This window comes from Bacillus sp. FSL M7-1345 (assembly GCF_038006985.1).
In the GTDB taxonomy this organism is placed as follows: Bacteria; Bacillota; Bacilli; order Bacillales; family Bacillaceae_G; genus Bacillus_A; species Bacillus_A cereus_U.
Window position 1 is genome coordinate 1,503,987 of sequence record NZ_JBBOWG010000001.1, and the last position, 13,855, is coordinate 1,517,841.

A 13,855-nucleotide genomic window follows, 5' to 3' on the forward strand; every position below is an offset into this window, starting at 1 on the left:
AACAATGTGATAATATAACGACAAGTAAATAATACATCCTGCGGTGTGCGTAACTTATTTATGTCTAAAACCGATGTTAGTTTTACGGAAGCTCAATATTTAGTGACCATCATCAAGCCTTCCTTGTGGAGGAAGATGTACGGTAACTGTGAGGGCATCCACCTGCGAGTAGCGGGTTTTTGGACATTTACGAGGAACGGCACTTGCGGGGGTCTTATTTCAACCAACATTATATAAAATTCCTACGGTGTACGTAGCTTGTGTATGTCTTAAACCAATAAGTATAATATGGAAGTTCAATATTTAAATGTAGATAGCAGGCCATCTTTTTAAGAAGGAAGTTACAAACATTTGTGAGAACATCCACCTGTGAGAGCAGGTTTATGGACATCTATAGATAACGGCATATGTGGGACTATATAAAAAACCTTACGTTTTATACGTAAGGTTTTTTTGTTGAATAAATATGCTCATGTTATCTCGATTTACCTGTAAAGTTTCCATAATAAATATAGCACTTGCGGTCTTCATCAATTTCTCTTGAATCTAGGGTGAATTCCAAATGTATTCCATCCCGTTGAATATATATAATATCTGAATGGAGAGAGGGTAAGATGTCCTCGTAATTCCACACATCTTTACTTTCTATCATAATTGAGCTTGCTTCCTTTAGTTCTCGAATTTCAAAACCTATGTGCGAGTATGTAGGATCTGAAGGGTCGTTGAAAAAAACTTCTTTTTGTATATATAACACTGCTGTCCCGTCTGGATCTACTGAAGTTGCAGTAACGACATATGTATTTCCATCTTTTATAAAATATTCACAAGTCATGCGCGCGACAATTTCAGAATTAGAAATATTTGCGTAGTTCCATAAAGCCGGATACCCGTTAGTTTCATCATTGAGCCGATATTCCAATCGCATTTTATCCCTCTTCTTCCTTTTTCTTCTACTTTATCATGACATCTTATATAATAGAAATATAATTTAAAAAGGGGAGTGCAAAGGTGACAAAAACGAAATGGCTAGTAGGTGGTGTTCTGACATCTTTAATGACGGGCACTTTATTTGGCTGTGCGCAAGATATTCCCCCCGAACCGAATGATAATAGTTGTTCTGATTGGGATTGGGATGATGAGCTTGGTGTTTGGCAGTGTGATGATAGTAGTTCAGGTTATCGTGGACATTACTTTTATGGTGGTAAATACTATCAAAATAAATCCACTTTCAAAAATTCATCAGCGTTTAAAACTTATCAATCTTCGGCCGAATTTAAAGGTGGAATTGGAAGCGGTTCAAAAGGTGGATTTGGAGGTTAAAATATGTCGCAATACATAAAGAAACGAAAAGGATTTTATTCGAATTATCCGCATTTCTGGTCGGATTTATATGAATGTGAGTATAGTTTGTTTCATGTTTTTCCAATAACAGAGCAAACGATGAAACAATTACAATTAGCAACTGAACGAATGGGGAAAATATTTTTTAAGACTGCTAGACTTCTTCGGGATTTATCTAATGAACAGCTTCTTGAACTTGGTTTTCCAGATGCAAGCTTGCCTTTTATTAGACTGAAAGGAATGTATCCTGAATCTGTTATTTCACGATTTGATTTTGCTTTAACAGATGATAATCGTATTAAAATGCTTGAGTTTAATAGTGACACTCCAACTTTTATTGTGGAATGCTTTCAAATGAATGGAAAAGTTTGTGGAAAATTAGGCTATGGTGATCCAAATGCAAATCAAGAGCGCTTACTTTCTTCCGGTATTACAAAAGCCGTAATGGAGTTTACAAAAGGAATGGAAGATCCAAATGTTGTTTTCACAGCTCATCATGAACATATAGAAGATTGGAATACGACTATGTATTTGAGTGGGCTATGTCATGTTGAAAATAAAGTGATGCCAATGACAGAACTTAGAATTACAGATGATGCTTTAGTAGATAGAGATGGTGTACCAATTGATGTTTTGTATCGCCAAACATATCCAATTGAAGACTTAATTGAAGATCAAGATCCCGAAACGGGGGATTTGGTGGGAGTAGAACTTTTGCAACTTGTAAAAGAAGGAAAGCTTTTTATTATAAATCCTTTGTCGGCCTTTTTAATTCAGCCGAAATCAATTCAATGTCTTATTTGGGGATTAGCAGAAGAAGGTGCTTTTTACACAAGTGAGGAACAAAGGTGGATTAAAGAATATATGCTTCCTACATATTTTGAGCCAGATTTATTTTTGGGGAAAAGTCCTTTCGTTCAAAAACCTTCGTTCGGTAGGGAAGGTGACACGATTACGATTCGTGATAAGGATACAAATATTATGATTCGAAATGCACATGAAACGTATAAATCGTCACTTCCTATATTTCAGAAATATACAGAGCTTCCAGTTGTATTTTTGGAAACTGAAAAAGGAATTGAGAAGCTGTCGTACGTGTTTGGGGCTTTTTTAATTGCTGGAAAAGCGAGCAGCATCGGTATACGTGCCGGAGAAAAAATTACGGGAAATGAATCGTATTATTTACCGGTAGGTATTAAGAAGGAGGAAAATAAATGATTAATTTTTTACTATATTTAGCAGTATCACTTGCACTTTTATGTATCGGTCTTTTTCTTATGGAAGTGACAACGAAAGTTAAGGAATTTAAGTTAATGGCTCAAGGGAATAAAGCGGTAAGCTATGTACTTGGAGGAAGATTACTTGGTCTTGCTATCGTTTTATATTCAACGGCTGCTAATTCTATTTCAATTCTTGATATGGTTTCATGGGGAGCTGTTGGGATATTAGCTCAAATTATTGTCTTTTATTTAGCAGAATGGCTTACACCACGTTTTAATATTAATAAAAGCCTTGAAGAAGATAATCAAGCAGTTGGTCTTTTCCTTATGTTTTTATCACTTTCCATCGGAATTGTAATTGCTGGTTGTGTAACATATTAAAACCCTTATATTTTAACGTAAGGGTTTTATTTTATGTAGCCGAACGCTGAGAAGGATGCGTATTAGTGTACTAAACTCGAGGTAGTTGTTGTAATAAGGAAAAGTTTCCATACAAAGTGTTGACATCTATTTTAAATAAGAGTAACATTTTCTATGTAATTAAAATAAGTCTCTGTTAGGTGAGGCTCCTGTATAGAGAAATGCTACTGCCCAAAAATGTCGAGAGACGCCAATGGGTCAACAGGAATGATCGAATTAAGGTTTTTCTTAACGTAGCTGGTAATGAACCTATGCTATACAGTGCTAAAACTCGGCGAGGGAGAGGTCCGTAGATTTCTAATTATATTATATTGGGAATCGCTTATTTGTGTATGCAATGACCTTTGCTCTCTTATGAGCAAGGGTCTTTTTTGTTACCAAGCTATGAGTAATTTCATAGTATAGATTATAACTAAAAAATTAAAGAGGAGGTGAGGAGCATGTCAAATTCTGACTCGGTTCCGTTACCCATATACTTCAAATCAAAAATATATGATGTAGGCAGGAAACGACTTGTTCCTCCCTTTATATTTATCATAATGTAGCGTTTATTCGAGTATTTAAGCGCTAGACACTTTCACGGTGAAGTGGATAAATTGAGAAACAAAGCGTTTCTTCCTATGTTGTAAAGGAGGAGACGATAATATGTTATATGTAAATAAAAGTGTGGGTAACACTCCGTATAAATTAAGTAAAAAAGCAATGAAAGAACAAACAATGCTTCAAAAAAATAAAGATTTATTAATTGAAATCGCAACAAGAGATGTAAAATCTGTATTTGCGTATTTTAAAACAACAAGAGACGGACTATCTATGAAAGAGGCACAAAAACGTATTCAAGTATACGGCCGAAATGAATTAACTTCAAAAAGGGCGCGTATTGCGGAAGTAATGATGAAGCTAAGTGGAATGATTCCAGGTCTTTCAAAACAAAATGTGCATGATGAATTAAAATGTGAAACAGTTACTGTTTCTAGAGTAGAAGCCTCTAGCGTAACAGGGCTAAACAATGAATTGAAAATGATGAAATTGCCAGTACAAGAGCTTGTACCTGGAGATATGATTTTTCTTGCAGAGGGCGATACAGTGCCAGCAGATGTACGTATTATTTATGCAAATGATTTATTAGTAAATGAATCTATGCTGACAGGAAACGATGCTAGTATTGAGAAATTTGAAAGTTGCTATCATCTTGAACGTAAACGATTTATTCCATTAAAACGGATGAAAGAATATAATCCACTTGAACTTGAAAATGTATGTTTCAAAGGTACGTATATTGTTGGCGGAAATGCAAAGGCTGTAGTTGTTTCGACAGGTAAAAATACGTATTCAGGAATACTTCATACTTGTTGCGGTAGAACGTCTTAATGTGTTAATGATGCTAAATATACAAAAACAATGTATAATAGACAAAGTTGAACAAAAACGTAGAATGGTAATCTATATATAACCTTACGTGATAACGTGAGGTTATTATTTTTTGTTAGTAGGAGAGGAATTATGAAAAAAGTATTATTAGTTGATGGTATGGCACTATTATTTCGTGCTTTTTACGCAACAAGTGTATATGGACAATTTATGAAACGACAAGATGGTACCCCAACGAATGGGATTCATGGTTATATGAAGCATTTATTAACAGCAACACAAGCAATCGAACCAACGCACATTGTAACGTGCTGGGATATGGGAAGTACGACATTTAGAACGGAATCTTTCTCGAATTATAAAGCAAACCGTGCAGCACCGCCGGAAGAATTAATTCCGCAATTTGATTTAGTACAAGAAATGACCGCGAAATTATCTATGCCTGTAATCGGTATGAAAGGTTATGAAGCGGATGATTGCATCGGTACGCTTGCAAAACAATATTGCAATGAAGCGGAAGTTTATATTTTGACAGGTGATACAGATTTACTTCAACTTGTTGATACGAATGTTACAGTTATGCTTCTTCGTAAAGGAATTGGAAATTACGAGTATTACACACCGGAAAAAATCATGGAAGAGAAAGGTGTAGAACCTTGGCAAATCGTGCATGCGAAAGCTTTCATGGGAGATACAAGTGATAATTATCCAGGTGTAAAAGGTATTGGTGAAAAAACAGCGTATAAGCTTATTCAAGAATACGGCACAGTATCGGCAGTACTAGAAAATATAGCATCATTAACGAAAGGGCAGCGCACAAAAATTGAAAGTGATTTAGAGAATTTAAATATCTCTTTACAATTAGCGCAAATTCATTGTGAAGTTCCAATTTCATGTTCGTTAGAAGAAGGGTTACACACAATGAACGAAGAAAAACTACGATTCGTTTGCGGCGAAATGAATTGGGGAAGACCTGAAATATTGATTAATATGCTTTAAAGGGTATGGAAAGGTAGATCAAACATAATTTTGATCTATCTTTCTTTTTTTGTTCACAAAGTTGTCAGAATATAAACTCAGTTTTCATATGAAGTTCAAATGGATTTCACAACAATCAATTATTATAAGTCTACACAGATAATTACTTATCTTTTAAATAAACCATCCTTTGATAAGTTATTTGTAATCGTTAAGGAGGAAACTGACAATGCGAAAAAAAGTGAGAAAATCTTTTAAACAATTATTAATAGAAAATAAACAATCACTATTAAGTAATAAAGAAAATATGAAAGAAATTGAAGAACGGATTGAGAAACGGCATGTGTCGTATAATGGTGCTAATAATTAAATAAAGTAAAAAAAGATAGCTGATAGAGGCTATCTTTTTTGTTTTATATGAAAAGAATCACATACATGTTATTGTTTTTTTATTTTTATAAATAAGAAATATATATTTATAGTGTTATTCCGCCAATATTTCTTATTTTTCGAGGTTGAAATTGATATATACCAATTATTGGTATATTATATTCAAAATATTACAAAAAGTGTTACAATACATTCAAAATTACTTTATATTATCATTTTAATATCAATATCAATATCAATATAAAAAGTGGAATAAACAGAGAGGAGGAGAATATGAATAATGATGCCGCTTTTAAATCATTATGATCATTTCATTTGGAGTTGATGTCAAGCGATGAAGAGGTATGAAGAACTGGATTCTATAAGAGGAATTTCTTCATTTTTAGTAATGATTGGACATCATTTAATGATTTTCACAGCATATCAAACTTACAGTTATGAAGATAATAAACCATTTGTTGTATATCTATTAAAAGAGACGCCTCTTCGTATTATTTTTAGTAGTGGTAACGAATCAGTTATTGTCTTTTTTATTTTGAGTGGATTTGTTTTATATGAATCTATTCAAAAAAATAATAGTCGTTATGGATTATACCTTTTAAAGCGTATATGTAGAATATATATTCCATATGTTGTGGCAATCACGATAGCGATTTTGTGCCAACTTACAATGAGTCAATATGGTATTTCTTATTTAAGCGAATGGTTCAATCGAACATGGACAATTGAGAGTTCTTTCAATTTAGTGATGCAGCATGTTTTATTGATTGGGAAATATAATACAGATGCGTATAACAGTGTTATTTGGTCGCTTGTCCATGAAATGCGAATTTCAATTATTTTCCCGTTAGTTTTAATGGTTTGTTTACGTAAAACAGTACGATATTCATTATTGTCCTTGTTTGGTTTCAGTATATGTTCTGTCTTGGTATTGTTTTTATTTCACTCAAGTTTAACATTAACAAGTTATGCATTAACGTTTCATTATACGGTGCTTTTTTTAGTAGGAGCACTAGTTGCGAAGTATAAAAATAATTTAATAATATTTTATAGTAATTGTACTAAGTGCAAGAAAATTTCATGGTTTTTATTGGCGATTTTGTTTTATATGTATGAAGGGGTTATTGGAGAAATTAAGATACTTAATAATTTTATATTTCGGGACTATGTTGTAGCGATAAGTGCATGTCTATTTGTCATATTAAGTCTTTCAGTATCAACATTTTCATCCTTGCTACGCAATAAATATTTGTTATATTTAGGGAAAATCTCTTACAGTCTTTATTTGTATCATCTTATATCATTATTTTCTTTAATATATATGCTCAATGAAATATTACCGTTAACTATTATTTTGATTATGTCGCTCATTCTTTCTTTTATACTTGCAACGATTTCATATTTGTTTGTAGAGAAATTTGCATTCAGAGTAGGAAAGTATATAACAAAACAAGCAGATATAGAAAAGAAAGGGTTATCTGTACAAAATGATTAACAGGATGCTATTCATAAAAAAAGGCGGTGGAATCATTGAAGCAAGAAATTAGTATAAAAGACTTTCAGCAGTTACTGAAAAGAAGATTTGTAACGATCATTTTGACGATGTGTTGTTTAACCATTTCTTTAGTTCTTATATCTATGTATGTGCTAAAGCCTTCGTATCAATATTCAACGCAAATTCTTGTTGGGAATTTAGATGAGTTTAATAAGGAGAATGCAGCGAATAAGACACAAGAAAATAAGCAACTCGTAACATCGTTTGTTGATATTTTAAAAAGTCCACTCATTATTTCGACAGTAAAAAAAACTTTGAAATTAGAACAATCAAGTTATGAATTAGCACAAAAAATTTCGGTGTTGAATACGGACAACTCACAAATTGTTACTGTAACAGTAAAAGATTCGGATCCTCAAGTCGTGAAAGAGATTGTAAAGTCATTGGCAGAACAATCTCAAAAAAGCTTTCAACAGTATACGAATGTACAGGGAGTAAAAATATTGATTAATCCAGACTTACAGGAAAAAGCGGAGAAATTGTTTCCAAAATTACAACTTATTATTCCTATCTCTTTAATTGTTAGCTTTTTTGTTGGTGTTGGGTTAGCTATATTTCGTGATTATTTTGATGAGCGAATATATGTAGAACAAGATTTAGAGAAAATAACAACAGTTGCTGTTATTGGTCATATAAGTATGGCGCCGAAAAGAAAAAGAAAATCTACAGAAGTTGAAACACAATCATCTATATATCGAGGTGAACATGTTGATGTTTAAGACAAAGAAACAGTTGCAGTTCGATCCGCATGATGCTGTGATGAAAGAGCAATTTTATACTGTATATCATGAATTGAAAAAATCGGGAAAACAAGTATTCACAGTTAGTTCAACGAAGGATAGAGGTGTTGTTGCTGCACTTATAGTAAATATGGGATTAGTTTTTGCGGAAATGAAAAAAAAAGTATTACTTGTCGATGTGAATTTTTCTGATCCTAAACTCCATCTACTATTACACAGCAACCATATGACAACAGTAAACGATATATTAAGCTCTTCCGCCTTAAATTATGAATCGTTTTCTAGTTCTTTTTCTGAATATTTATATTGCATTCCTGCAAAAAAAACAGTACATACTGGGACGCCCTTAGTTGCTATGGATGAATTTGATAATGTAATAGACAAGTGGAAAGAAGATTTTGATTATATTTTCTTTTATTCATCCGAAGTATTTGAGCTTCCTGCTACGTATATTATTGCGGAGAAATGTGATGGAGTAATTTTGGCAGTCAAAAAAAGAAAAGATTCGCTACGTACAGTGAAAAAAGTAATAGCGGATATAAAGCGGAAAGAATGTGAATTACTAGGTATAGTTTTATATTCTTGAATTTGGGGGTAACGATCCATGATTCGTGAAACAAATCAAGCTAAGTTGTATGCTATTCCGGCTCAAGAAAAGGATAAGGTTTTGAATCGAAGTGTAAAACGCTTGTTTGATATTATATTTTCACTCATATTGTTACTTTTGACGATACCAATTATGTTGTTTTTTTGTATTTTGATTGCTTTAGAAACATCAGGGGCTCCAATCTATTTTCAAGAGCGTTTGGGAATAAATGGAAAGAGATTTTATTTATTTAAATTAAGATCGATGGTTAGCGATGCTGAAAAGAACGGACCACAATGGGCAAATGAAAATGATCCGAGAATTACAAAGGTTGGATTATTTATAAGAAAAACGAGAATTGATGAATTACCACAACTTATAAATATTTTAAAAGGTGATATGTCTTTTGTTGGTCCTAGGCCAGAGAGAGAGTATTTTTATGAAAAATTCGAAGTTAATATTCCAGAATTCAGGCACCGTTTATTAGTGAAACCAGGGTTAACAGGGTGGGCACAAATAAATGGAGGATATAATCTTAATCCGAAAGAAAAGTTGGAATTGGATATGGAATATATTGAATTGAAGACGATTAGAATGGATATTCGTATTTTATGTAAGACAGTTTTTATTGTATTGAACGGGAATGGTGCAAGATAAAAAACATAGTAAATATAATTTTATGTAAATATTAAATTAATACACAACAAATATAAGTAGGTTACATGCAAAGGAGAACTCGTATGGGTAGATCCATTCTAAACAATATTGTACATCTATTTTATAGTACGATTTTAGCTAATCTTCTTCAGGCCATTAGCTTAATTGCTTTAGCCAACTTTTTTAATGCACAAAATTATGGGATGTTTAGTGTTGCGATAGCATTTACGTTTGTAATGTTATTTTTTACAGATTTAGGGCTTAGTAATACATTTCTTCGAGAAGGGGCAAAGAATGGAGTAGATTTAGGAACGATTGTATCTTCATACATAAAGATAAGAATACTTCTTCTTATTTTTATTTCTGTAATTGGTTATATAGCTATTCATTATGTGTATGAGGATAAGAATTTAATTTATATGATGTCAAACGTAATGTTCCTGATGTTAATAGGGCTTACATGGCAAAATATAGGGATTGCCTACTTTCAGCTTATGGAACGTATGAAATATATAGCACTAATTAAAGTTGTATCTGCATCAGTTGTCATTATAATTACATGCTTTTGCATTTTCGGAGAGTTACCAGTGTATATAACAGCTCGATTATATGGTTTTGGTTATATGATTGGCGGTTTATTTAGCATATACGTTATGAGAAAAAAGACGAACATTAATATGAAAGTAGCAATTCATAAAGGATTGTTTTGGCAATTAGGTCCTTTTATTATTAGTGGTTTTTTAATAATGAGTACACCACAATTAGCACCCATCTTACTCAATTATACATTACCGTTAAGTATGGTGGGTGTTTTCGCGGTTGCTTATCGGATGCCAGCGGCTTTATATCAAGTGCCAGGGGTAATTGCAGGGGCATTTTTCCCAGTGCTCTTTAAACATTATAACCAGAATAATTTAGAAGAGCATACGAAATTAAATATGCTTCAAATAAGATCAATGGCGGTCGTGGGAATATGTATGACGATAGGTTTATATAATTTAGCACCTTATTTTATTTCTATATTTTTTCATGAGGAATGGAGTAATGCAGTAGAGCCGCTCCAAATACTATCTTTTCTCATTGTATTACAAAGTTTAAATATTGCTATCGCTGATGGTTTAACAACGAGTGGACTTCAAAATAAGAGAACTGCCGTACAGTGTGTTGCTTTAGTGATTGGAGGAATTATGCTATATAGCTTCAGTAGCATTGGTGGAGTTAGAGGAGCGGCTTACGCTATGGTTTTATTTGAAACAGTGGCTTTGACTGGATATATAGCAGTAAGTACAGTGAGGAAAAAAATTGTATTCCAAATTGTAATACCATATACAATTTATTTTGGTGTAACTTTTATTGGAGTGCAATATGTATTACAGACATATAATTTGATTGCTCTTGTTCTTAATACGTTAATCGTAGTAGTTGGGATATTCCTATATGATCAAGAATTTAAAAAACTTATTCTTTCATTTATAAGAAAAACACGAGAAAAGGATTATATTACGAAGCAGGGGATATAGCCTATGGAAAATAATATGCAAATTTCGATGAAATGGATTTTTCTTCTGATTTTGTTTGTTATGTTAAGTAAGTACAACATATATATAGGATTTTCTTTGAAGATATATATGATTTTTCTAGTCATTTATTTTGGTGTAGCAATTAAAGATTTTTATATTCGAAAGCTATATTTTCATGAAGTTGTATTTTTATTGTTTTATTTCATCTATTGCTTAAGTGGTATTCTTTCTATATATTTAAGTGCAAGTATTCGTATGATTTTTGGTGTATTACTTGTTTTAGGATGTTATTTTATTATGAGGAATTTACTGGGGAACACCGAAATAGTAGTACTCGAGTCAGCTATTGTCTATGTAGGATTAGTATTTAATATTGCAAGTCTCATACTCTATATAGTCGGATTACAACATTTTGGATTATATGGCGGAGAAGAGAGAGAGATTTATGCTGGATTATTAGTAGATAGAGGATATCCGAGATTAATTGGATTATTAGATGATCCCAACATCTTTATTTTTTATAATACAATATTTTTCATGTATTATATGACAAATTTATATAATATCACCAATGTAATAGGATTGATTTTATGTGTTACAACGAGTTTATTAACTTTTTCAAGAGGTGGTATTTTAGCAATTGCGCTCGTCATTTTTGTATATGTATGCATGTCCAGTTTTGCTAAAAAAGTAAAAATAATAATGGGTTTAGTATTGTTTAGTGTTGTTATTTTTAGTTTAGCGAATGTAGTAATGGGTGGAAAACTAGATGATATATTGAATAATCGGATTTCTGATTTTTCACACGATAATGGGAGTGGTAGATTTACACTATGGGAAGCTGCTTTCAAATATTTTTTATCTAATCCATATATCGGTATCGGTGCTTTTAATTTTTCGAATTATTATGAGTATCAGTTCAATGAAAAACTATATGTGCACAATACATTTTTAGAAATTCTATCTGAATCGGGTACAATTGGTTTCCTTTTATATAGCGCTTTTTTATGTATTCTAATGGTGAAGTTGACTAAGTATAACTTGTTTCGTGAAAAGCCATATCTTTTATTGACCATGATTGCATTTTTATTTCAGATGATGTCATTGTCACTTATTATTAACGAAGCTTTCTTTCTATTTTTAGCAGTTGTTGTGAAGTACATCTCAACATATGAAGGAAGGGGAATGATAGATGGTAAAGTGTCTATCAGTACATAACGAGGCGCCGTGTGTTTCTATAATAACACCTTCTTATAATAGTTTATGTTTTATTGGTGAGACAATCACATCTGTGCAGAGTCAATCTTATGAAAATTGGGAAATGCTTATCGTGGACGATGCTTCAACGGACCACTCAGCTGTAAAAATTAAGGAGATGATAGAAGGAGATTCGCGAATTCGGTTATTATCATTAGAAGAAAATATGGGTGCTGCTAAAGCTCGGAATATAGCGATTAAAGAAGCGAGAGGAAGGTATATTGCCTTTTTAGATAGTGACGATATTTGGCTACCAAATAAATTGGAGACGCAATTGTTATTTATGGAAGAAAAGAATGTTGCGTTTTCATATACATCTTATAGTTTAATAGATGAAAATAGTAATGAATTGAATAGAGAAGTGTATGTACCAGAATGTGTTGACTATCATTATTTAGCGGGAAATACAATTATTGGGTGTTTAACAGTAATGCTTGATCGTGAGAAGATTTCTTGCATTGAAATGCCCAGTATGCAGCCTGAAGATACAGCGTTATGGCTGAACTTGTTAAGTAAAGGATATGAAGCGAAAGGGATACAACAAGTATTGGCAAAATATAGAATTGTTACAAATTCTGTTTCGAGAAATAAAATAAGAGCGGCCTTCCGATATTGGAAGCTATTAAGAGCACAAAAACCACTTAATTCATTGCAAACCTTTTTTTATTTTAGTAAGTATGCTTACCATGCTTATAGAAAAAATAAAATCAATGTAGTTGGGAAGACGCAATTATGAATATATTGTTGATGACAGATAAATTGATAACTGGGGGAGCCGAGAGTTATTTTTGTAAATTGGAAAACAATTTGCAATATGAAAGCTTTACTGTTTATACGGCTGCAGGCGATGGGGAATTATATCAATCTCTAAATAAAAAAGAAAATTTCATTTTGCTTAGCCGCTGGAATCATTTGAGAAATATTTATGACTTACGAAAAGAAATTTGTAAACGAAAGATAGATATTATTCATGCGAATAGTTTGCGAATGGTATTATATGCTTTTTTACTTCAAAAGGTTATTAAAAGAAAGATAAAAGTTGTGTATACGAAACATAATGTCACGATACTAGAAAAGAAAATACCAATGATTTTTCGTTATTTCATGAATAAATACGTGAATAATATTATTACAGTAAGTGAGTCTGAAAGAAAGAATTTAATTTCAATTCGTGTAGCTGAAGAAAAAATAAAAACAATTTATAACGGCGTGGATATTGAAAAATTTTTATTCCAGCAGAAAAAGAAAGAATCTATTTATAGGGTAGGTATATTAGCGAGATTATCTAAGGAGAAAAATCATCAACTATTTGTTAAAATTGCAGGTGTGTTAAAAATGAGAAAAGATTTTTTGTTTTATATCGCTGGTGATGGACCAGAGAAAGAATCTATAATGAAAGAAATAGAAGAACATGGTTTGCAACAAAGTGTAAAGATGTTAGGAAATGTTTCAGAACCACATGAGTTTATCAGAAATATGGATGCTTTGCTATTACTCTCTTTTCGTGAAGTATTTCCAATGGTAGTAATTGAAGCGATGGCTACAGGAACACCGATTGTTTCGATAGATGTTGGTGGAATAAATGAAGCGGTAATAGATGGAGAATCAGGTGTATTAATATCTGAATATCACGATATTGAATTCGCAGATGCACTTAAGGAATTACAAGGAAATGAAGAAAAGGTGAATGACATTAGAGTGAAAGCAAGAGAAAAAGCGGAGAGGAATTTCTCGTTAACTAAAATGGTAGAAGAAACGAAAGGTATATATGAATTAAACAAATGACTGTATATGTCGTTTGTTTTTTTTATTATAGAAAC

General features: G+C 32.2%; 15 protein-coding genes, 2 other RNA genes and 1 riboswitch. Of the genes, 16 read left to right on the forward strand and 1 reads right to left on the reverse strand.

Going from position 1 to position 13,855, the window contains the following annotated elements; translation table 11 throughout:
• Nucleotides 1-32 precede the first annotated feature (32 nt).
• A non-coding RNA gene (gene ssrS, locus MHB76_RS07870) (6S RNA) lies at nucleotides 33-215 on the forward strand.
• Between the two features lie 21 nt (nucleotides 216-236).
• A non-coding RNA gene (ssrS, locus tag MHB76_RS07875) (6S RNA) lies at nucleotides 237-420 on the forward strand.
• A gap of 55 nt (nucleotides 421-475) precedes the next feature.
• Here ssrS (MHB76_RS07875) and MHB76_RS07880 read toward each other — a convergent pair.
• Entirely contained in the window at nucleotides 476-925 is a 450-nt protein-coding gene (locus tag MHB76_RS07880) for a hypothetical protein (RefSeq protein ID WP_002158539.1), read from the reverse strand.
• 83 nt (nucleotides 926-1,008) lie between these two features.
• Here MHB76_RS07880 and MHB76_RS07885 point away from each other — a divergent pair, with 83 nt between their 5' ends.
• The 14 genes from MHB76_RS07885 (at nucleotide 1,009) to MHB76_RS07950 (ending at nucleotide 13,820) form a co-directional block, all read left to right on the forward strand.
• Entirely contained in the window at nucleotides 1,009-1,320 is a 312-nt protein-coding gene (locus tag MHB76_RS07885; protein ID WP_002158538.1) for a hypothetical protein, read from the forward strand.
• A 3-nt stretch (nucleotides 1,321-1,323) separates the two neighbouring features.
• Nucleotides 1,324-2,559: a glutathionylspermidine synthase family protein gene (locus MHB76_RS07890; RefSeq protein ID WP_078173017.1), complete on the forward strand. Its 1,236-nt coding sequence runs from the start codon at nucleotides 1,324-1,326 to the stop codon at nucleotides 2,557-2,559.
• A complete protein-coding gene (locus MHB76_RS07895) occupies nucleotides 2,556-2,942 on the forward strand; it encodes a DUF350 domain-containing protein (RefSeq protein ID WP_002117799.1) in 387 nt (128 codons plus the stop codon). The genes MHB76_RS07890 and MHB76_RS07895 overlap by 4 nt, the downstream gene beginning before the upstream one ends.
• Nucleotides 2,943-3,106: 164 nt before the next feature.
• Nucleotides 3,107-3,272: riboswitch (M-box (ykoK) riboswitch) on the forward strand.
• A 354-nt stretch (nucleotides 3,273-3,626) separates the two neighbouring features.
• The gene (locus tag MHB76_RS07900) at nucleotides 3,627-4,352 is read left to right on the forward strand and encodes a P-type ATPase (protein WP_088078195.1); all 726 of its coding nucleotides are present in this window, start codon (nucleotides 3,627-3,629) and stop codon (nucleotides 4,350-4,352) included.
• A 132-nt stretch (nucleotides 4,353-4,484) separates the two neighbouring features.
• Nucleotides 4,485-5,351 (forward strand): 5'-3' exonuclease, encoded by an 867-nt coding sequence (locus MHB76_RS07905; RefSeq protein WP_078173021.1) that lies wholly within the window; start codon nucleotides 4,485-4,487, stop codon nucleotides 5,349-5,351.
• A 208-nt stretch (nucleotides 5,352-5,559) separates the two neighbouring features.
• A complete protein-coding gene (locus tag MHB76_RS07910; protein ID WP_078173022.1) occupies nucleotides 5,560-5,700 on the forward strand; it encodes an FbpB family small basic protein in 141 nt (46 codons plus the stop codon).
• A 354-nt stretch (nucleotides 5,701-6,054) separates the two neighbouring features.
• Nucleotides 6,055-7,215 (forward strand): acyltransferase family protein, encoded by a 1,161-nt coding sequence (locus MHB76_RS07915; protein ID WP_078173024.1) that lies wholly within the window; start codon nucleotides 6,055-6,057, stop codon nucleotides 7,213-7,215.
• A 35-nt stretch (nucleotides 7,216-7,250) separates the two neighbouring features.
• Entirely contained in the window at nucleotides 7,251-7,994 is a 744-nt protein-coding gene (locus tag MHB76_RS07920; RefSeq protein ID WP_078173025.1) for a YveK family protein, read from the forward strand.
• Nucleotides 7,981-8,601, forward strand: coding sequence for a CpsD/CapB family tyrosine-protein kinase (locus tag MHB76_RS07925; RefSeq protein WP_078173026.1), 621 nt, complete (start codon nucleotides 7,981-7,983; stop codon nucleotides 8,599-8,601). The genes MHB76_RS07920 and MHB76_RS07925 overlap by 14 nt, the downstream gene beginning before the upstream one ends.
• An 18-nt stretch (nucleotides 8,602-8,619) precedes the next feature.
• On the forward strand, nucleotides 8,620-9,258 hold the full coding sequence (locus tag MHB76_RS07930) for a sugar transferase (RefSeq protein ID WP_078173028.1): 639 nt from the start codon (nucleotides 8,620-8,622) through the stop codon (nucleotides 9,256-9,258).
• Nucleotides 9,259-9,341: 83 nt separating this feature from the next.
• A complete protein-coding gene (locus MHB76_RS07935) occupies nucleotides 9,342-10,778 on the forward strand; it encodes an oligosaccharide flippase family protein (protein ID WP_078173029.1) in 1,437 nt (478 codons plus the stop codon).
• 3 nt (nucleotides 10,779-10,781) lie between these two features.
• Nucleotides 10,782-11,996, forward strand: coding sequence for an O-antigen ligase family protein (locus tag MHB76_RS07940; RefSeq protein WP_078173030.1), 1,215 nt, complete (start codon nucleotides 10,782-10,784; stop codon nucleotides 11,994-11,996).
• A complete protein-coding gene (locus MHB76_RS07945) occupies nucleotides 11,971-12,771 on the forward strand; it encodes a glycosyltransferase family 2 protein (protein ID WP_078173031.1) in 801 nt (266 codons plus the stop codon). Before MHB76_RS07940 ends, MHB76_RS07945 begins: the two co-directional genes overlap by 26 nt.
• Entirely contained in the window at nucleotides 12,768-13,820 is a 1,053-nt protein-coding gene (locus MHB76_RS07950) for a glycosyltransferase family 4 protein (protein WP_078173032.1), read from the forward strand. Before MHB76_RS07945 ends, MHB76_RS07950 begins: the two co-directional genes overlap by 4 nt.
• The last annotated feature ends 35 nt before the right edge of the window (nucleotides 13,821-13,855 follow it).